This is a genomic window from Schumannella luteola (assembly GCF_013408685.1).
GTDB classification, from domain to species: Bacteria; Actinomycetota; Actinomycetes; order Actinomycetales; family Microbacteriaceae; genus Schumannella; species Schumannella luteola.
Genome location: NZ_JACBZY010000001.1, coordinates 293,935 through 312,346, shown reverse-complemented (window position 1 = coordinate 312,346; position 18,412 = coordinate 293,935). Strand labels below are relative to the sequence as shown.

Genomic DNA, 18,412 nt, shown 5'->3' with positions numbered 1-18,412 from the left:
GCATCCCGCCACAGATAACAAGGAGAACCGCATGATCCACGTCCGCACCAAGTTCGACCGCCCTGACCCCGAGCTGGTCGCCGCGATCGGCAAGTTCTCGTCGGCCACCATCCACGAGGCGCAGGGTCGCAAGGGCGCGATCTCGTACAAGATCAAGCCCATCGACAACAGCATGGAGTTCTGCGGCCCCGCCGTGACCGTGCAGGCCCAGCCGGGCGACAACATCATGGTGCAGGTCGGCATCAGCTACGCCCAGAAGGGCGACGTCGTCATCGTCACCGCGGGCGAGCTCGCCCACTCGGGCGGCTTCGGCGACGTGATCGCCACCGCCTCGCACGCCAAGGGCCTCGCCGCCTTCGTGACCGACTCGGGCATCCGCGACAGCGCCGACATCCGCAAGCTCGGCTTCCCCGTCTTCTCGGGTTCGATCAGCATCGAGGGCACCGTCAAGGAGACCCTCGGACCGGTGAACTACCCGATCGCGATCGGCGGCCAGATCGTCGAGCCCGGCGACATCATCAAGGGCGACGCGGATGGCGTCGTCGTCGTGAAGCCGGAGGAGGCGGCCGAGGTCGCGCGCCTCTGCCAGGAGCGCGAAGACCACGAGGCGAACATCCGCGCCGAGCACCGCAAGCAGGAGCGCATGCTCATCGAGATCCACGGGCTCACCGAGAAGCTCAAGGCCAAGGGCCTCATCGTCGAGGAGTGATCCTCGGCAGGGGATGCGTCGGTGTGACGTCGCCGCATCCCGCTCCGTTCCTGCGCACCATCGAAGCACCGGGAGAGACATGACCGACAGCTCCACCGCCCTGACCGCGCGGCGCGCCCGCGTCGCCGCCGAACTCGACCACGCCGGCCGTGGCGCCGTCGTCGCCGAGTCGCCCGCGGCGATCGCCTTCCTGACCGAGGTGGATGTGCGCGGCTTCTCCGGGCGCGGTCCGGTCGCGGTGGCGCGGCGCGACGGCAGCGTCGCGCTGGTCGCCTCGCTTGCCGACCGCCCGCTCATCGAGGGCGCCGGCTACGACGGCGAGGTGCGCTACTGGACGCTCGGCCGCACCGCCGAGCGCACCCGGCTGCGCGAGATCGTCGCCGCGGCCGCACCCGATGCGGTCACGCCGGGCGCCCCGACCGACACCGAGCTGCTGGATGCGGCCATGCGCACGCGCGACGCCGACGAGATCGTCCGCCTGCGCGAGGCCGCGAACCTCGCCGACATCGGCTACACGGCGATCGTCGACCGCATGACGCGCGACCTGCGCAGCCTTGAGATCGTGCGCAACGTCGACCGCTCGCTGCGCTCGGCGGGCGGCGGCGGATGGTGGTCGCCGCTCGAGCGCGCCGAGGGCGCCAGCGTCATGACGCACTACCCGGTGCAGTCGATCGCGGTGCTGCTCGGCCGCGGCGTCGAGCCCGGCGTGCTCGATGTCGCGTCGACGCTGCCCTTCGCGCTCTACCCGCTGTCGCGCGGCTACGCCGGCGCCGCGGGCACCACGATCGTGCTCTCGGCGCCGAGCGCCGAGCTGCGTTCGCAGGCCGAGGCGCTGGGCGCCGGAGTACAGGCGGCGCTCGCCGCGCTCGCGCCGGGCGTCACCGGCGGCCAGGTGCACGCCGCCTTCGCCGCCGCGCTCGGCGGCACCGTCCCGCTCGCCGACGTCGACCCGCTGCTCGGCTACTCGATCGGCACCGGCATGGGCGGCGTGCTCATCGATGCGCACTCGCGCGACGAGCTGCAGCCCGACGAGGCCATCAGCATCCGCGCCGCCCTCCCCGGCGTCGGCGGATCGGGCATCGCCTTCCAGACCACGGCGCTCATCACCGAGTCGGGCGCCGAGGTGCTGAACCGCGTGCCGATGCGCCTCATCGAGCTGTACTGACCGGCGCCCGCCACATCCGAGAGGACCGATCGTGACTTCCGTTCCCACGACCACGCTCGCCGCCGGCGCCGTCATGCCGCTCGTCGGCTTCGGCACGCACCCGCTGCGCGGCGACGCCGCCCGCGACGCCGTGCTGACCGCGCTCGAGGTCGGCTACCGCAGCGTCGACACCGCCACGCGCTACCGCAACGAGGATGCGGTGGGCGCCGCCCTCGCCGCGACGAGCGTTCCGCGCGACGAGATCTTCGTCACCACGAAGCTGCCGCCGGATGCGGTCGGCCTCGAACGCGAGCACCTCGACGCGAGCCTGCAGGCGCTCGGCGTCGATCAGATCGACCTGTGGCTCATGCACTGGCCGCCCGGCGGCACCGCCGGCGTCGGCACCTTCCGCCGCATGGTCGAGGCGCGCGAGCAGGGCCTCGTGAAGGCGATCGGCGTCAGCAACTACCGCCTCGCCCTGATGGACGAGCTGAAGGACGCCACCGGGCACTACCCCGAGGTCGTGCAGCTGCAGTGGAGCCCGGTGCACTTCAGCCCGCGCTTCCTCGAGAAGTGCGCCGAGCGCGGCATCGTCGTCGGCGCGCACAGCCCCTTCCGCAGCGCGCGCCTCGACGACCCGGTGCTCACCCGCATCGCCGACGCGCACGGTGTGACCGTGAACCAGGTCATCGTGCGCTGGAACGTGCAGCACGGTGTCGCCGTGGTGCCGAAGTCGGCCAACCGCGAGCGGATGGCGACGAACCTCGACGTGCTCGGCTTCGAGCTGAGCGACGACGAACTGGCCGCGATCGACGGCCTCAGCGAGCTGGAGTGACGATGACCTCGGAGGCGGCCGTCGCCGCCGTGCTCGGACTCGGCCCCATGGGACGGCCGATCGCCGAGCACCTGGCGGCGCGGTTCGCGACCGAGGTCTGGAATCGCACTCCGCAGGTCGCGGCGGAGCTCGCGGATCGGGCGCGCGTGGTGGCGCGCCCGGACGCGATTTCCGCCGCGGCCGTCTTCGCCTGCCTGCCCGACATCGATCAGCTCGATCAGGTCGCGCCGGATGCGGTGCTGACCGCCTGGCGGGCGAACGGCGTCGAGCGGGTCGTGGTGCTCAGCACGACCTCGCCCGCGAAGGTGCGGGGCTTCGCGGCGCGGGCCGCCGCATCCGGTCTGGCCGTCGTGGATGCGCCGATGAGCGGCGGCGACGCCGGGGCGCGCGAGGCGCGGCTGAGCCTCATGGTCGGCGGTGACGCCGCCGAGCTGGAGGCCGTGCGCCCGCTGCTCGAGACCTTCGCGACGACCATCCGCCACCTCGGCCCGGTCGGGGCGGGTGCGGCGGGCAAGCTCGCCAACCAGCTCGTCGTCGCCGGAACCCTGGCGGCGCTCGCCGAGGCCCTCGATCTCGCGCGCCGGGCCGACGTCGACGACGTCGCGCTCGTCGACCTGCTGCGCGGCGGACTCGCCTCCAGCGCCGTGCTCGACCTCAAGGCCGACAAGCTGCTCGGGCGCCACTACGAGCTCGGTGGCAGCACCGCCAACCAGGTCAAGGACCTCGTCTACGCGACCGGGCTCGCCGACGAGCTGGGCGCCGAGCTGCGCCTGTCGCGGGCCGCGCTCGACCTCTACCGGCGTGCCGTGGACGCGGGCTTCGGCCAGCAGGATCACGCCGCCGTGCAGGAGATCCTGCGCCGCGACTGACCTCGCGCTTCTCCGCGAAAGTACGCACTTTGCGCGCCTGCGGGGGCTCCGGTGGGCGCAAAGCACGTACTCTCGCGGAGACCTGGGGGCCGGATGCGCCGCGAGGGAGAGCGCTCAGCCGAGCAGGCCGCGGTCTCGGAACCACTGCAGGCTCGCGACCGTCTCGACGGCCGGGTGGTACTCGAGGCTGACCCAGCCGGCGTAGTCCGAGTCGCCGACGACCTGGAAGAAGCGGTCGAAGTCGACGGCGCCCGAGCCCGGCTCGTGGCGGCCGGGCACATCCGAGATCTGGATGTGGCGGATCACCGACGCGAGGTGCGCATCCAGCTGTTCGACGACGTCTTCGCCGGCGCGCACCGAGTGGAACACGTCGTACTGGATGCCGGCCGACGGCCGGTCGAGCTCGGCCAGCAGTTCGGCGGTCGCGGTGGTCGTGCCGAGGTAGGCGCCGGGCACCTCGGTGCGGCTGATCGGCTCGACGACGAGCGCCGTGCCAGCCGCCTCGAGGGCGGTCGCGGCGGAGCGCAGGTTGGCGATCAGGGTCGCCCGGGCCTCGTCGGTCTCGGGCGCCGGGCCCGAGGGCGTGTTGACGCGGTAGGGCTTCAGCCGCTCGGCCGAGGCGACACCGCGGGCCAGGTCGCCGGCGAACTCCGCCTCGCGTCCGGTCTGCGCGACGTAGCCGCGCTCGCCCGCCTCGTAGTCGCCGACCGGCAGGTTGAACAGCACCAGCTCGAGGCCGTTGCGCCGCAGCGCCTCCGCGATCGCGTCGTGGTCGTGACGGTACGGGAAGAAGAACTCGACCCCCGTGAAACCGGCCTCGGCGGCGCGGTCGAAGCGCTCGAGGAAGGGGTGCTCGCGGAAGAGCATGGTCAGGTTCGCGGCGATGCGGGTCACCCTCCCGACGCTAGGCGCGGCGCCCGCGACCTCGTCTCGCGGCTTCGCTATGCCGCCATAGCGAACGCCGATGCTCCAGCCGATGACGCGGCCCGAGCCGCTCCCTACCGTGAGATCGAGAGACCGCGAGGGCGTCGAGCCCACGACACACAGAGGTGGACATCCATGGACGAGCGGAAGCTGGCTCAGCGCGTGCTGCGCATCGAGGAGTCGCCGAGCGGGGCCGCCGCCGAGCGCGTGCGCCGCCTGCGCGCCGAGGGGCACCGCATCCTCAGCCTCACCGTCGGCGAGCCCGACTTCGACACGCCCCGCAACGTCAAGGACGCGGCGATCGCCGCGATCGAGGCCGGCGACACGAAGTACACCTCGGGCAACGGCACCGCCCCGCTCAAGAAGGCGATCCTCGACCGGGTCGAGCGCCGCACCGGCCAGCGCTACACGGATGCGCAGCTCGCGGTCGGCGTCGGCGGCAAGCAGGTCATCTTCACGGCTCTGCAGGCCACGCTCGACGCGGGCGACGAGGTCATCATCCCGGCGCCCTACTGGGTCTCGTACCCCGACATGGTGCGTGCCAACGAGGGCGAGCCGGTGATCATCGAGACCACCGAACAGCACGGCTTCCGCATCCAGCCCGAGCAGCTGCGCGCCGCGCTGACCGAGCGCACCCGCTGGATCATCCTCAACGCCCCCAGCAACCCGACCGGCGCCGTCTACTCGGCCGAGCAGCTGCGCGCCCTCGCCGAGGTGCTCGCCGACTTCCCCGGCGTCGAGGTGCTGACCGACGAGATCTACGACGAGATCTACTACGGCGACGACCGCGTCGTCTCGATCGTCGAGGCCGCCCCCGAGCTGCGCGAGCGCGTGCTCGTCGTCAACGGCGTCTCGAAGACCTACGCGATGACCGGATGGCGCGTCGGCTACGGCGTCGGCCCCGAGTACCTGGTGCGCGAGATCAACAAGCTGCACTCGCAGACCACCTCGAGCACCGCCTCCATCAGCCAGGCCGCCGCCGCCGAGGCGCTCGCCGGCGACCAGTCGGCCGTGCCGGCGATGGTCGAGGTCTACCGCAGTCGCCGCGACCTCGTCGTCGAGGGCATCAACTCGATCGAGGGACTCAGCACGCTGTCGCCCGACGGCGCCTTCTACCTCTATGTCAACTGCGCCGGACTGCTCGGCCGCACCACCCCGTCGGGCTCGGTGCTCGAGAACGACGAGGACGTGACGCTCTACCTGCTCGACGAGGCGAAGGTCGCCGTCGTGCACGGCGCCGCCTACGGTCTGTCGCCGTTCTTCCGCATCTCCTTCGCGACCGACGAGGCCACGCTCACCGAGGCCGTCGAGGCGATCCGCGGCGCCGTCGCGAAGCTCGCCTGAGCCGCGGACGACGCAGCCGACGCACCGCGCACGCCCCGACCCGACATCCCCGACGACGAGGACGACATGACCGACAGCAGCACGACCCCCCACGGCACCGCGATCATCACCGGCGCCGGCTCCGAGCGCGGCATCGGCCGCGAGCTCGCGAACCGGCTCGCCCCGGCGGGCTGGTCGCTCGCCCTGCTCGATCGGGATGCCGACGCGGTCGCGGCGCTCGCCGCCGAGCTGGCCGAGGCCCACGGCATCCAGGCCCTCGGCCTCGCCGCCGACGTGGCCGACCCGGCCAGCGTCGACGCCGCGATCACCGAGGTCGAGGCGAAGCTGCCGGCCGTGCAGGCGCTCGTCAACATCGCCGGCATCAGCTCGCCCATCCCCTTCCTCGAGCTCGACCTGGCGACCTGGGAGCGCGTGCTGCGCGTCAACGCGACCGGCACCTTCGTCGTCACCCAGCGCGTCATGCCGGGGCTCGTCGAACGGAAGTACGGCCGCGTCGTCAACCTCGGCTCGACCGCGATGCAGAACGGCGGCGGCACCTACAGCAAGTCGTCGTACGCCGCGTCGAAGGGCGCCGTGGATGCGTTCAGCCGCGCCGTCGCGCTCGAGATGGCGCCGCACGGGGTCACCGTCAACGTGGTCGCCCCGGCGACGATCGACACCGACATCATGGGCGGCCGCATCACCGACGACCGCGCCCCGCAGTTCCTGGCGCAGCTGCCGGTCGGCCGCCTCGGCACGACCCGCGAGGTCGCCGCGCTGATCGACTTCCTCATCGGCGAGGAGGCCGGCTACATCACCGGCGCGACCTACAACATCAACGGAGGCATCCGCATTGGCTGACACCGACGCCGCCGCGCCGCCCGTCACCCGCCCGTCGCTCGCCGTCGACCCCGGGTTCGCGTCGCCGCACACTCCCGAGGACTGGCCGATCGCGGCCGCGATGCTGCAGTTCGCCGGCACGACCGCCGGCGGCAGCCCGGTCACCGGGCAGCCCGCCGAGGTGTGGCGCGCTCTGCTGCAGCCCGCCGTCGACGCCGGCTACACGGCGATCGAGCTGGCCAGCAACTGGGTGCGCGCGGGAGATCTCGACAGCGCCCGTCGCGCCGAGCTGAAGGACGTGCTGGCGGATGCCGGGCTCGCCCCGGTCTCGGTCGCGGTGCCGCGCGAGAGCATCCTCAACCGCGACGCCGACAAGGCCGCCGCCGCCCTCGCGTTCTCGCACCGCTCGATCGACGCGGCCGCCGAGCTCGGCGCCCCGATCGTCTGCTTCGGGCTGCACGACGTGCTCACCCCCGAGCAGAAGGCCGTGCAGTGGTTCTGGACCGTGCCTGGCGACCCCGGCCCCGCCGACGCCGAGACCCGCGCGAAGGCGATCCGCGAGTACCGCGAACTCGCCGACCACGCCGAATCGCTCGGCCTCGAGATCTCGATCGAGATGTACGAGGAGGGCTTCCTCAGCTCGGGCGCCGCCTCGGTCGACTTCCTCGACGAGATCGGCTCCTCGGCCGCCGGGCTCAACCCCGACCTCGGCAACCTCGTGCGCCACCAGGGCCCGATCGAGCCCTGGGAGCACACCGCCGCTCAGGTGCTGCCGCGCACCAACTACTGGCACGTGAAGAACTACTCGCGCCTCGAGAACCCGGCCGCCGGGGTCGTGCTCACGCATCCCTCGACCCTCGCCACCGGGATCATCGACTACCGCCGGGGGGTGCACTACGCGATCGCGCACGGCTTCTCCGGCGCCTTCGTCGTCGAGCACTACGGCGGCGACGGACTCAGCGTCGGCGCCGAGAACGAGCGCTATCTGCGCTCGATCCTGCCGCGCTGATCGAGCGCATCCGCACCCATTGCATCCACCTCATCACCGAGAACCACCGGAGCACCGCATGAGCGTCCCCGCCTATCCCGCCACCGCCTTCCCCGACGAGCGCACCGCGATCGTCACCGGCGCCGCCAGCGAGCGCGGCATCGGCCGCGGCATCGCCCTGCGCCTCGCCCTCGAGGGCTGGGCCGTCGCCGTCGTCGACCTCGACAAGGAGGCCAGCAAGGCCGTCGCCGACGACATCTCGCGCAGCACCGGCGCCGTCGCCGCGGGCTTCGGCGCCGACATCTCGAACGCCGACTCGGTGGATGCGGCGCTCGCCGACATCCAGGCGACGCTGCCCCAGGTCGTCGGCCTGGTCAACAACGCCGGCGTCAGCTCGCCGGTGCCGTTCCTCGAGGTGAGCCGCGAGGAGTGGAACCGGGTCGTCGACATCAACCTCACCGGCACCTTCCACGTCACGCAGGGTGCCGCGCGCATCATGGCCGCGAACAGCGTCGGCCGCATCGTCAACATCTCCTCCGCCTCCGCCCAGCGCGGGGGAGGGGTGTACGGCCGCGCCGCGTACTCCGCGTCGAAGGCCGCGCTGCTCGGCCTCGCGCGCACCCTCGCCCGCGAGCTCGGCCCGCACGGCATCACCGCCAACTCGGTCTCGCCGGGGTCGATCGACACCGACATCATGGGCGGCCGTCTCAGCGACGAGCGCAAGACGCAGCTGCTGCAGGAGCTGCCGGTGGGCCGCGTCGGAACCGTGGATGACGTGGCCGCGGTCGTCGCCTTCCTGCTGCGCGAAGAGGCCGGCTACCTCACGGGCGTCACCTACGACGTCAACGGCGGATCGCACATCGCATGAGCGCCGACGTCGTGAACCCCGCCGCGAAGCCGGCCGACGAGCTCGGCTTCTCCGTCGACCTGACCGGCCGCACGGCCGTCGTCACCGGCGCGAGCGGCGGCCTCGGCCGCGCGATCGCCGAGCTGCTGCTGAAGAACGGCGCGAGCGTCATCGGCCTGCAGCGGCGCACCGACGTGGGTCTCGAGGGCGACTACACGGCGGTCGCCGTCGACCTCGCCGACGCGGCGTCGATCGCGGGCGCGGTCGACGGCATCCTCGCCGAGCGCGAGGTGCACATCCTCGTCAACAACGCCGGCATCAACATCCGCCACCGCTTCGAGGAGTTCCCGCTCGACGACTTCGACCGCGTCATGCAGGTGAACCTGCGCGCCGTCGTCGAGCTGACCCAGCTCTTCGCCCGGCCGATGCTCGAACGCGGCACCGGCACGATCATCAACATCGCCTCGATGCTCTCGTTCACCGGCGGCTACACGGCCGCCGCCTACGCGACCTCGAAGGGCGCCGTCGGCCAGCTCACCAAGACGCTGTCGAACGAGTGGGCCGCCCGCGGCGTGCGCGTCAACGCGATCGCGCCCGGCTTCATCGACACCGAGATGAACACCGCCCTGCGTGCGGACGAGGTGCGCGACCGGCAGATCCGCGAGCGCATCCCCTACGGACGCTGGGGTCGCGCCGACGACATCGCCGGCGCCGCGCTATTCCTCGCCTCGCCCGCCGCCGAGTACGTGCACGGCGTCGTGCTGCCGGTCGACGGCGGCTACCTCGGACGCTGACGCGCCCCGCGTCGCACCGCATCCCGCATCCGCAACCCGTCGAAGACACCAGGAGTGAACCCATGAGAGCAGTCGTCGCCCGCGGCGCCGGAGACCTCGTCGTCACCGAGCTGCCCGCGCCCGAGGTCGCCGCCGACCGCCTGCTGGTGCGCATCGTCTACGGCGGAATCTGCGGCTCCGACCTGCACTACGCCAAGGACGGCCGCAACGGCGCCTACGAGATCCGCGAGCCGCTCGTGCTCGGGCACGAGGTCGTCGGCGTCGTCGAGAGCGTCGGGGCGGATGCGGTCACCCCGCAGAAGGTCGGCGACCGCGTCGCCATCCACCCGGCCACCCCGCCGCCCCCGCCCGGCGGCGTCGAGGGCGCCGGCGTGAACACGCAGCCCGGCGGCACCTACCTCGGCAGCGCCTCGACGTGGCCGCACACGCAGGGCGGCTTCACCGAGCTGCTCGAGGTGCTGCCCGACCAGCTGCGCGCGCTGCCCGACGAGCTGCCGCTGCGGCGTGCGGCCCTGGCCGAGCCGCTCTCGGTCGCGTTGCACGGCGTGCGCCGGCTGGGCTCGGTCGTGGAGGGCGCGAAGGTGCTCGTCAGCGGCGCCGGGCCGATCGGCAGCCTCGCCGTCGCCGCGCTGAAGCGCGCGGGCGCCGCCCACGTGACCGCCGCCGATCTGCAGCGCGCCCCGCTCGAGGTGGCGCGCCGGGTCGGTGCGGATGCGGTGGTGCAGCTCGGCGTCGACCCCGAGCCGGAGCCGGGCTCCTTCGACGTCGTGGTCGAGGCCGCGGGCGTCGTGCCGTCGCTCGTCTCGGCGCTGGAGCGCGTGCGCGTCGGCGGCACGGTGCTGCAGCTCGGCATGCTGCCCGCCGGTCCGCTGTCGGTGCCGATCGCGGGCCTGATCGCCCGCGAGATCACCCTGCTCGGCTCGCAGCGCTTCGACATCGAGCTGGATGACGCGGTGCGGATGCTCGCCGAGCACCCCGAGCTGGATGCGGTGGTGAGCGACGAGTTCACGCTCGACGAGGTGACGGAGGCCTTCGCCCGGGCCGCCGATTCCTCGCGCTCGTGCAAGGTGCTGCTGCGCATCGGCGACGCGGAGTAGCGATGGCTCCGGCCGTCGTGGTGACGACGCCGCGGCGGTCGGGTCTTGTCTCTCGATAAGAGATTCAACAGAATATAGAATGTTGCATCCGGGAAACGGCCCGGAAACACAGCGCTTTTAGCTTCGACGAAGACGACGAAGGGAACCCCATGACCACCGAGACCACCCCGCCCCCGGCATCCGCCGCCGGCGCGACCGTGCCCGCCGAGCGCACCCGGATCGAAGGGAAGTCGGTCATCGCCGGACTCTCCGGCATCTTCGTGGAGCTCTACGACAACGCGATCTACGGCTTCCTCGCCGGCACGCTCGCGCTCGTGTTCTTCCCCGCCGACAACGCCGGCACCGGGCTGTTCCTCACGCTCGTCGCTTTCGGCATCCCCTTCTTCATCCGCCCCCTGGGCGCCGCCGTCGGCGGCCACTGGGGCGACCGCATCGGCCGCCGCAAGGTGCTGATCTTCCTCGTCACCACCATGAGCGTCGCCACCGGCGCGATCGGCCTGCTGCCGGGCGCCGCCCAGATCGGCATCATCGCCCCCATCGCGCTGGTGCTGCTGCGCTTCGTGCAGGGCTTCTCGATGGGCGCCGAGACCGGCAACGCCAACTCGTACCTCAGCGAGAACGCGCCGCACGGCAAGCGCGGCCAGGTCGTCAGCTACGCCAACGCCGCCACCTTCCTGGCGATGATGGTCGGCACCTTCTTCGCCGCCGGCCTCATGGCCGGACTCGGCCAGGAGACCATGACCGAGTGGGGATGGCGCCTGCCCTTCCTCGTCGCGCTGCCGCTCGGCCTCGTCGCCCTCTGGGTGCGCATGAGCGCCGGCGAGAGCCCCGAGTTCGAGAAGGTCGAGACCAAGAACCTCGTCGTCACGAACCCGCTCAAGGAGGCCTTCCTCGACAAGGCCGGCCGCCGCGGCATGCTTCTCACGATCCTGCTGCCGCTCTTCAACAGCTCGGGCTACTTCATCCTCTTCATCTACATGCCGAGCTTCATGACCTCGCAGCTGAAGTTCGAGTCGGTGCAGGCGCTCACCATCACCGGCCTCGCCCTGCTCGTCGGCGCGCCGTTCTCGCTGCTCGCCGGCCGTCTCTCCGACCGCTTCGGCCGCCGGCCGCTGCTCGCCGGGTCGTCGTTCGCGATGGTCGTGCTCGGCCTGCCCTGCTACTGGCTGCTGACTCAGGGATCGTTCGCGACCGCCCTCATCGGCACGGTCATCATGTCGATCGTCTTCGCCGGCACCTTCGGCGTCGTGCAGAGCACCATGACCGAGCTGTTCCCCACCCGCTTCCGCACCGCCGCCTACGGCTTCGGCTACAACATCGGCACCGCGATCTTCGGCGGAGCGGCCCCGGCCCTCATCGCGGGACTCATCGCCGCCACCGGCAGCATCTGGGTGCCCGCCTTCTACCTGATCGTGACCTCGCTGGTCGCGGGCATCACCGCCCTGCGCATCCGCGAGACCGCGTTCACGCCCCTTCCCGAGTGACCCCTCGGCCCGGTGCGCCCGGGCCACGAACCGCCGCGCCGAGGGCGCAGCGCTGAAACGGAGCAAGCAGTGAGCACCGGCGACGCCTGCGTGATCGGAATCGACTACGGAACCCTGTCGGGGCGCGCACTCGTCGTGCGCGTCTCCGACGGTGCCGAGCTCGGCTCGGCCGTGCACGAGTACCGCCACGGCGTGCTCGACACGGCCCTGCCGAGCGGACGTCGTCTGCCGCCCGACTGGGCGCTGCAGGTGCCCGACGACTACCGCGAGGTGCTGCGGGTCGCCGTGCCCGCGGCGATCGCCGACGCCGGCATCGACCCGGCGCAGGTGATCGGCGTCGCGACCGACTTCACCGCATCCACGCCGCTGCCGGTGGATGCGGACGGCACCCCGCTCAACGAGCTCGACGGCCTCGCCGACGAGCCGCACGCCTACGTGAAGCTCTGGAAGCACCACGCCGCCGGCGCGCAGGCCGACCGCATCAACGCGCTCGCCCGCGAGCGCGGCGAGACCTGGCTGGCGCGCTACGGCGGGTTCCTCAGCTCGGAGTGGGAGCTCGCGAAGGCGCTGCAGCTGCTCGACGAGGCGCCCGAGCTCTACGCCCGCATGCGCTGGTTCGTCGAGGCCGCCGACTGGATCGTCTGGCAGCTCACCGGCGTCTACACCCGCAACGCCTGCACGGCCGGGTACAAGGGTGTGCTGCAGGACGGCGCCTACCCCTCGCGCGACTACCTCGGCGCCCTCGATGAGCGCTTCGCCGACTTCGCCGACACCAAGCTGGATGCGCCGATCGGCCGCCTCGGGCAGGCGGCCGGCACGCTGACCGCCGAGGCCGCCGCCTGGACCGGGCTGCCCGTCGGCATCCCCGTCGCCGTCGGCAACGTGGATGCGCACGTCACCGCCCCGGCCGCGCAGTCGACCCGGCCCGGCCAGCTCGTCGCCATCATGGGCACCTCGACCTGCCACGTCATGTCGGGATCGACGCTCGCCGAGGTGCCGGGCATGTGCGGCGTCGTCGACGGCGGCATCATCGACGGGCTCTACGGCTACGAGGCCGGGCAGTCGGGCGTCGGCGACATCTTCGCCTGGTTCGTGCAGAACGCGGTGCCCGCGGCGCTGACCGAGCAGGCCGCGGCCGCCGGCGCGAGCATCCACCAGCTGCTGACCGACCTCGGTGCGGAGGCGCCGGTCGGCGCGCACGGGCTCGTCGCCCTCGACTGGCAGAGCGGCAACCGCTCGGTGCTCGTCGACCACGAGCTCTCGGGCGTCTTCGTCGGGCTCACGCTCGCGACCACCCCGGTCGAGATGTACCGCGCGCTGCTCGAGTCGACCGCGTTCGGCACCCGGCGCATCGTCGAGGCCTTCGGCGAGTCCGGCGTGCCCGTCAACGAGTTCGTCGCGGCCGGCGGACTCATCCGCAACGCGACGCTCATGCAGATCTACAGCGACGTGCTGCGGATGCCGATCTCGATCATCGGCAGCGAGCAAGGTCCGGCGCTCGGCTCGGCGATCCACGCGGCCGTCGCCGCGGGCGCCTATCCGGATGTCGCGGCCGCCGCGGCGGCGATGGGCCGCGTCGAGCGGGCCGTCTACACGCCCGACCCCGCTCGCGCCGATGCCTACGACCGCCTGTACACGCACTACCGCCGCCTGCACGACCTGCTCGGCGACACGGAGAAGGGCATCATGCACGACCTCAAGCGGATGCGACGGGAGGTGCTGGCGTGAGCGGCGCGGCATCCACGACGGCGGCCTCGGCGGGGGCCTCGGTGCCTGCCGCCGATCTCGATCTCGACGCGCCCGGCCTCGCCGACGCGATCGCGCGCGTGCGCGCCGATGTCGCCCGACTGCACGACGAGCTCGTGCGCTACCGCCTCGTCGTCTGGACCGGCGGCAACGTCTCCGGCCGCGTGCCCGGCGCCGACCTGTTCGTGATCAAGCCGTCCGGCGTCGACTACGACGACCTGAGCCCGGAGAGCATGATCCTCTGTGACCTCGACGGCCACGTCATCCCGGGCACGCCCGGCAGCGAGCGCAGCCCCTCCAGCGACACCGCCGCGCACGCCTACGTCTACCGCAACATGCCCGACGTCGGCGGGGTCGTGCACACGCACTCGGCCTACGCGACCGCCTGGGCGGCGCGCGCCGAGCCCATCCCGTGCGTCATCACCGGCATGGCCGACGAGTTCGGCGGCGAGATCCCGGTCGGCCCCTTCGCGATCATCGGCGACGACTCGATCGGCCGCGGCATCGTGCAGACGCTCTCGGGTCACCGCAGCCGCGCCGTGCTGATGCAGAACCACGGCCCCTTCACGATCGGGAAGGATGCGCGCGACGCGGTCAAGGCGGCCGTCATGCTCGAGGCCACGGCCGAGACCGTGCACCTCGCGCGGCAGCTCGGCGAGCCGATCGTCATCCCCGACGAGCACGTGGACGCGCTGTTCCAGCGCTACCAGAACGTGTACGGGCAGCGCGCATGAACGGCGACACCCGGGCGTCGCGGCCCGTCGGACCCGTCGTCGTGATGGGCGTCAGCGGCAGCGGCAAATCGACCGTCGGGGTCGACCTGGCGACGGCGCTCGGCGTGCCCTTCGTCGACGGCGACGCCCTGCACCCGGCCGCGAACATCGCCAAGATGGCCGCCGGCATCCCGCTCGACGACGCCGACCGGGCGCCCTGGCTGACCGCGGTCGGCGAGGCGCTCGCCGATGGCGCCGCGGCGCACGGCGGCATCGTGATCGCCTGCTCGGCACTGCGCCGCGCGTACCGCGATCGCCTGCGCGCCCTCGCGCCCGGCCTCGTCTTCGTGCACCTCACCGGATCGCGTGAGCTGCTCGCCGCGCGCCTCGCCGGCCGCAGTCACGAGTTCATGCCCTCGACCCTGCTCGACTCGCAGCTCGCGACCCTCGAGCCGCTCGAGCGCGACGAGGCGAGCATCGCGCTCGACGTCGGCGAGCGCGTCGACGACCTGGTCGCGTCGGCCGCGCGCGGGCTGCGCGGAGTGCGCGCGGCGTCGCCGTCGGCCGCGGCTGCGGCCGCGGCGCTCCCGGCTGCGACGCCCGCCGCGACTCGCCCCTGACCTTCTCTCCCCGACCTCACGATCCACCGGAGCACCCCATGACCTCCCTCTTCGACCTCACCGGCCGCCGCGCCCTCGTCACCGGCTCGAGCCGCGGCATCGGCCTCGCCCTCGCGACCGGCCTCGCCGAGAACGGCGCCGACGTCGTGCTGCACGGCCGTGACCAGACCGCCCTCGCCAACGCCGCCGCGACGCTCGAGCGCGTCTCCGGCCGCGCCCCGCGCACGATCGCCTTCGACGTGACCGACGCCGACGAGGTGGATGCGGCCATCACCGAGCTCGAGGCCGAGGCCCCGATCGATGTGCTGGTCAACAACGCCGGCATCCAGCGGCGTGCGCCGATCGCCGAGTTCGACCTCGGCGACTGGAACGACCTCGTCGCCACGAACCTGACGAGTGCGTTCCTCACCGCGCGGCGCGTGAGTCGGGAGATGATCGGCCGCGGCGCCGGCAAGATCGTCAACATCGGCTCGGTGCAGTCGCAGCTGGGCCGGGCGAACATCGCGCCCTACGCGGCGACCAAGGGCGGCATCGCCATGCTGACCAAGGGACTCTGTGCCGACCTCGGTCCGCACGGCATCCAGGTCAACGCCCTCGCCCCCGGCTACTTCGCGACCGAGCTGACGAAGGCCCTCGTCGACGACGCCGACTTCAGCGACTGGGTCGCCAAGCGCACCCCCGCCGGGCGCTGGGGCCGCACGGAGGAGCTCGTCGGAACCCTCGTGTTCCTCTCCTCCGGCGCCTCCGACTTCGTCAACGGCCAGGTCGTGTTCGTCGACGGCGGCATGACCGCGGTCGTCTGACCCGGATGACGCCGAAGGGCCGGATCCGCTGCGGCGGTTCCGGCCCTTCTCGTTCACCCGAGTGCGGTGCGGGTCAGTAGAACTCGACCGTGTCGACCCGGTTGATGAGCTCCTCGCCGTCGAGCAGCCGCGTCGCGTTGCGCGCGAAGAGCTCGGCGATGCGGCGGTCCTCGTCGGCGTCGAGGCCGGCGGTGTGCGGGCTGATGAGCGCGTTCGGCAGGTCCCACAGCGGGCTGTCCGTCGCGAGCGGCTCGACCGCCGCCACATCGAGCGCGGCGAAGCCGACCTGACCCGAGCGCAGCGCCTCGATCAGCGCGGGCTCGTCGATCACGGTGCCGCGACCGACGCTCACCAGCGTGAGACCCGGGCGGGCCGCCGCGAGCACCTCGGCGTTCAGCAGCCCCTCGGTCGCCGCCGTGCCCGGCAGCGTCGTGACGAGCGCGTCGATCGTGGGCATGACCTCGAGCAGGTCGTCGGGGTGCACGATCGACGCGACGCCCTCCGGGCGCTCGGGGCGACGGCTCAGGCCGATCACCTCGACGTCGAGCGCGGCGAGCTTCTTCGCCACGACCGCGCCGATGCCGCCGAGACCGGCCACGAGCACGCGCTGCGCGCTGATCTGGCCCATGAGCCAGCGTCCGCTCCAGTCGTGGGCACGCTGCTGCTGCAGCAGGCGGGGCAGCGACTTCGCGCCGGCGAGCACGCCGAAGACGGCGAACTCCGCGAGCGGTCCGCCGTGCACGCCGGCCGAGGTGCTGAAGGCGACGCGCGCGAGCTGGTCGGCATCCAGGCCCGCGGCCTTCACCTGACCGCCGCCGCCGGCCGCCATGGTGTGCACCCAGCGCAGGCGCGGGTTCGCGGCGACCGCACGGGCGAGCGCGGCGGGGTCGACGTCGGGGATGCCGTAGAGCGCATCCGCCCCGTCGATCAGCGCGTCGAGCTCGGCCTGCTGCTCGGGACTGCGCGCGAAGCCGGGAGCCGGCGAGAAGTCGGCCGGCCAGCGCATCTCGTGCACCAGCTCGGGCCGGTGCACGAGCTCGATGCGCGGCTCGAGGCGGGTCAGCAGCTCGGCGTTGTCGGCCGAGAGCGGCGCCGCGACGACGACGCGGAGGCGGTCGGAGCCCAGTGCGGCTGAACCCGGTCGGTCAGAGCTCACTCGGCGCGCCGATCGAAGGTGAGGCCGCCCGGAACCTGGAACGTCGGCATGATCTCGATCAGCCCGAGGTTCGCATGGCGCGGCGCGGCGATCGCGTAGTCGATGGCGCCGACGATGTCGGCCGTGGTGAGCGACTCGTAGCCCTCGTAGTAGGTCTCCCACGCCTCCTTCATCGCCTCGGGGCTGCCGCCGAGGTTGCGGCCGAAGATCTCGGTCTCGACGCGGCCGGGGCTGACCTCGGTGACGCGGATGCGCTTGCCGAGGGTGTCGTTGCGCAGCTGACGCGAGATCTGGTGCACGGCCGCCTTGGTCGCGTGATACGCGGTGTGGCCGAAGAAGTTGTAGTGCCCGGCGATGCTGGAGATGTTGACGATGTGGCCCAGGTCGCGCTCGACCATGCCCGGAACCAGCAGGCGGCTGAGGTGCAGCACGGCGCGCAGGTTCACATCCACCATCGCGTCGACCGTGTGGCGCTCGACGTCGAGGATGTTGCCGGGCGCGCTCACGCCGGCGTTGTTCACGAGCACGTCGATCTCGAGGTCGCCGAGCTCGCGCTCGATCGCGTCGGTGTCGGTCAGGTCGACGGCGTGCACGATCGCCCCGGTCTCGGCGGCGAGCTCGGCGAGGCGGGCGGCGTCGCGCGCGACGGCGTGCACGGTCAGGCCGCGCTCGGTGAACTGGCGCACGACGGCGGCGCCCATTCCGGTCGAGGCTCCGGTGACGAGGGCGGTCGAGTAGTCGCTGTAGGTCATGTTCCTTCTCTCCTGACGGAGCCCGCGACCGTGTGCTCGGCGACGGCTCGTCGGGTCGGCAGGCTGCCTTCGCACCGTAAGTTCGCGCGCGGGCCGTCGACAACGACCGCATCGCTCGGATGCCATACCGGATCCTTATGCCCGGGTCGGGGCGGATGCGCGCGGCGGTCAGAGCGCGCGCAGCGGCTCCCGGGATCCGGGCGTCTCCGCGTGACCGGCGCCGAGCTCGGCGGCGACCCGGCGCAGCGCCGCCACGACCGTGACGTAGCGCTCGCTCGACTCCCGCATCCGGTCGGGCAGCACCTCGACGAGGGCGACGCCGAGCACCAGGGGTGAGCGCGCCGCCTCCGCTCCCGAGCCGGCCGACACCGACACCGGCACCGGCACCGGCACGGCGACGCCGAAGACGCTGGGATGCGTCGCCGCGCGATCGAGCGCGTAGCCGCGCTGCCGCGTCGCCCGCACCTCGGCGAGCACCGCCGCCGCGGCGTCGCCGTAGCGCTCCGCGATCTCGGCGTCGTCGAGCTGCGCCAGCAGCGCCAGCCCGACCGCGGTGGTCTCGGCCGGGCGCCGGTCGCCCGGGGCGGCGCTCGAGGCGAAGGGCTCGCGTCCGTCGTGCCGGGCCAGGAACCGCGCCGTGCGGCCGTCGAGCTCGGCGAGCTGCACGAGCTGGTGCGCGAGCTCGTCGTCGCCGCGCACGGTCGGGCCGAAGACGTCGAGGAGGTCGGATGAGGCGCTCATGTCAGCCGATCGTGGCACCGGCGCGGT

General features: G+C 72.6%; 19 protein-coding genes. 15 read left to right on the top strand and 4 right to left on the bottom strand.

The window, feature by feature from the left end:
* Positions 1 to 31: 31 nt before the first annotated feature.
* From BJ979_RS01455 to BJ979_RS01440, 4 genes are all read left to right on the top strand, one after another.
* On the top strand, positions 32 to 709 hold the full coding sequence (locus BJ979_RS01455; RefSeq protein ID WP_179564497.1) for a 4-carboxy-4-hydroxy-2-oxoadipate aldolase/oxaloacetate decarboxylase: 678 nt from the start codon (positions 32 to 34) through the stop codon (positions 707 to 709).
* A gap of 79 nt (positions 710 to 788) precedes the next feature.
* Positions 789 to 1,874 (top strand): M24 family metallopeptidase, encoded by a 1,086-nt coding sequence (locus tag BJ979_RS01450; RefSeq protein WP_179564495.1) that lies wholly within the window; start codon positions 789 to 791, stop codon positions 1,872 to 1,874.
* Positions 1,875 to 1,905: 31 nt separating this feature from the next.
* Positions 1,906 to 2,688: an aldo/keto reductase gene (locus tag BJ979_RS01445; RefSeq protein WP_343046548.1), complete on the top strand. Its 783-nt coding sequence runs from the start codon at positions 1,906 to 1,908 to the stop codon at positions 2,686 to 2,688.
* Between the two features lie 2 nt (positions 2,689 to 2,690).
* Positions 2,691 to 3,557, top strand: a complete 867-nt coding sequence (locus tag BJ979_RS01440) for an NAD(P)-dependent oxidoreductase (protein WP_246286845.1) — start codon at positions 2,691 to 2,693, stop codon at positions 3,555 to 3,557.
* A gap of 114 nt (positions 3,558 to 3,671) precedes the next feature.
* On the opposite strand, the gene BJ979_RS01435 is transcribed toward BJ979_RS01440, so the two are convergent.
* Complete coding sequence (locus tag BJ979_RS01435; protein WP_179564491.1) at positions 3,672 to 4,451, bottom strand: hydroxypyruvate isomerase family protein; 780 nt, start codon at positions 4,449 to 4,451, stop codon at positions 3,672 to 3,674.
* 165 nt (positions 4,452 to 4,616) lie between these two features.
* Here BJ979_RS01435 and BJ979_RS01430 point away from each other — a divergent pair, with 165 nt between their 5' ends.
* The 11 genes from BJ979_RS01430 to BJ979_RS01380 all read left to right on the top strand — a co-directional run bounded on the left by BJ979_RS01430 (position 4,617) and on the right by BJ979_RS01380 (position 15,736).
* A complete protein-coding gene (locus BJ979_RS01430; RefSeq protein ID WP_179564489.1) occupies positions 4,617 to 5,825 on the top strand; it encodes an aspartate transaminase in 1,209 nt (402 codons plus the stop codon).
* Positions 5,826 to 5,891: 66 nt separating this feature from the next.
* On the top strand, positions 5,892 to 6,665 hold the full coding sequence (locus BJ979_RS01425) for an SDR family NAD(P)-dependent oxidoreductase (protein WP_179564487.1): 774 nt from the start codon (positions 5,892 to 5,894) through the stop codon (positions 6,663 to 6,665).
* Positions 6,658 to 7,653 carry a sugar phosphate isomerase/epimerase family protein gene (locus BJ979_RS01420; protein ID WP_218853408.1) on the top strand — a complete coding sequence of 332 codons (996 nt, stop codon included), beginning with the start codon at positions 6,658 to 6,660 and terminating at the stop codon, positions 7,651 to 7,653. Before BJ979_RS01425 ends, BJ979_RS01420 begins: the two co-directional genes overlap by 8 nt.
* Positions 7,654 to 7,711: 58 nt before the next feature.
* Positions 7,712 to 8,500, top strand: a complete 789-nt coding sequence (locus tag BJ979_RS01415; RefSeq protein ID WP_179564485.1) for an SDR family NAD(P)-dependent oxidoreductase — start codon at positions 7,712 to 7,714, stop codon at positions 8,498 to 8,500.
* On the top strand, positions 8,497 to 9,273 hold the full coding sequence (locus tag BJ979_RS01410; protein ID WP_179564483.1) for an SDR family NAD(P)-dependent oxidoreductase: 777 nt from the start codon (positions 8,497 to 8,499) through the stop codon (positions 9,271 to 9,273). Before BJ979_RS01415 ends, BJ979_RS01410 begins: the two co-directional genes overlap by 4 nt.
* A gap of 62 nt (positions 9,274 to 9,335) precedes the next feature.
* The gene (locus tag BJ979_RS01405) at positions 9,336 to 10,370 is read left to right on the top strand and encodes an alcohol dehydrogenase catalytic domain-containing protein (protein WP_179564481.1); all 1,035 of its coding nucleotides are present in this window, start codon (positions 9,336 to 9,338) and stop codon (positions 10,368 to 10,370) included.
* Between the two features lie 149 nt (positions 10,371 to 10,519).
* Entirely contained in the window at positions 10,520 to 11,854 is a 1,335-nt protein-coding gene (locus BJ979_RS01400; RefSeq protein WP_179564479.1) for an MFS transporter, read from the top strand.
* 69 nt (positions 11,855 to 11,923) lie between these two features.
* Positions 11,924 to 13,582 (top strand): ribulokinase, encoded by a 1,659-nt coding sequence (gene araB / locus BJ979_RS01395; protein WP_179564477.1) that lies wholly within the window; start codon positions 11,924 to 11,926, stop codon positions 13,580 to 13,582.
* 41 nt (positions 13,583 to 13,623) lie between these two features.
* On the top strand, positions 13,624 to 14,334 hold the full coding sequence (locus BJ979_RS01390) for an L-ribulose-5-phosphate 4-epimerase (RefSeq protein WP_179569892.1): 711 nt from the start codon (positions 13,624 to 13,626) through the stop codon (positions 14,332 to 14,334).
* Complete coding sequence (locus tag BJ979_RS01385; protein WP_179564475.1) at positions 14,331 to 14,933, top strand: gluconokinase; 603 nt, start codon at positions 14,331 to 14,333, stop codon at positions 14,931 to 14,933. The genes BJ979_RS01390 and BJ979_RS01385 overlap by 4 nt, the downstream gene beginning before the upstream one ends.
* Positions 14,934 to 14,971: 38 nt before the next feature.
* Positions 14,972 to 15,736: an SDR family oxidoreductase gene (locus tag BJ979_RS01380; protein ID WP_179564473.1), complete on the top strand. Its 765-nt coding sequence runs from the start codon at positions 14,972 to 14,974 to the stop codon at positions 15,734 to 15,736.
* A 73-nt stretch (positions 15,737 to 15,809) separates the two neighbouring features.
* On the opposite strand, the gene BJ979_RS01375 is transcribed toward BJ979_RS01380, so the two are convergent.
* From BJ979_RS01375 to BJ979_RS01365, 3 genes are all read right to left on the bottom strand, one after another.
* Positions 15,810 to 16,892, bottom strand: coding sequence for a D-2-hydroxyacid dehydrogenase (locus BJ979_RS01375; protein ID WP_343046547.1), 1,083 nt, complete (start codon positions 16,890 to 16,892; stop codon positions 15,810 to 15,812).
* Complete coding sequence (locus BJ979_RS01370; RefSeq protein WP_179564471.1) at positions 16,889 to 17,644, bottom strand: SDR family oxidoreductase; 756 nt, start codon at positions 17,642 to 17,644, stop codon at positions 16,889 to 16,891. Before BJ979_RS01370 ends, BJ979_RS01375 begins: the two co-directional genes overlap by 4 nt.
* 168 nt (positions 17,645 to 17,812) lie before the next feature.
* A complete protein-coding gene (locus tag BJ979_RS01365; protein ID WP_179564469.1) occupies positions 17,813 to 18,385 on the bottom strand; it encodes an IclR family transcriptional regulator domain-containing protein in 573 nt (190 codons plus the stop codon).
* Positions 18,386 to 18,412 lie beyond the last annotated feature (27 nt).

What these genes read in the sequence shown, in the direction of transcription:
- BJ979_RS01455 (WP_179564497.1), top strand. Translation starts at nt 32, where the DNA reads ATGATCCACGTCCGCACCAAGTTCGACCGCCCTGACCCCGAGCTGGTC.
- BJ979_RS01450 (WP_179564495.1), top strand. Translation starts at nt 789, where the DNA reads ATGACCGACAGCTCCACCGCCCTGACCGCGCGGCGCGCCCGCGTCGCC.
- BJ979_RS01440 (WP_246286845.1), top strand. Translation starts at nt 2,691, where the DNA reads ATGACCTCGGAGGCGGCCGTCGCCGCCGTGCTCGGACTCGGCCCCATG.
- BJ979_RS01430 (WP_179564489.1), top strand. Translation starts at nt 4,617, where the DNA reads ATGGACGAGCGGAAGCTGGCTCAGCGCGTGCTGCGCATCGAGGAGTCG.
- BJ979_RS01425 (WP_179564487.1), top strand. Translation starts at nt 5,892, where the DNA reads ATGACCGACAGCAGCACGACCCCCCACGGCACCGCGATCATCACCGGC.
- BJ979_RS01415 (WP_179564485.1), top strand. Translation starts at nt 7,712, where the DNA reads ATGAGCGTCCCCGCCTATCCCGCCACCGCCTTCCCCGACGAGCGCACC.
- BJ979_RS01410 (WP_179564483.1), top strand. Translation starts at nt 8,497, where the DNA reads ATGAGCGCCGACGTCGTGAACCCCGCCGCGAAGCCGGCCGACGAGCTC.
- BJ979_RS01405 (WP_179564481.1), top strand. Translation starts at nt 9,336, where the DNA reads ATGAGAGCAGTCGTCGCCCGCGGCGCCGGAGACCTCGTCGTCACCGAG.
- BJ979_RS01400 (WP_179564479.1), top strand. Translation starts at nt 10,520, where the DNA reads ATGACCACCGAGACCACCCCGCCCCCGGCATCCGCCGCCGGCGCGACC.
- BJ979_RS01385 (WP_179564475.1), top strand. Translation starts at nt 14,331, where the DNA reads ATGAACGGCGACACCCGGGCGTCGCGGCCCGTCGGACCCGTCGTCGTG.
- BJ979_RS01380 (WP_179564473.1), top strand. Translation starts at nt 14,972, where the DNA reads ATGACCTCCCTCTTCGACCTCACCGGCCGCCGCGCCCTCGTCACCGGC.
- BJ979_RS01370 (WP_179564471.1), bottom strand. Translation starts at nt 17,644, where the DNA reads ATGACCTACAGCGACTACTCGACCGCCCTCGTCACCGGAGCCTCGACC.
- BJ979_RS01365 (WP_179564469.1), bottom strand. Translation starts at nt 18,385, where the DNA reads ATGAGCGCCTCATCCGACCTCCTCGACGTCTTCGGCCCGACCGTGCGC.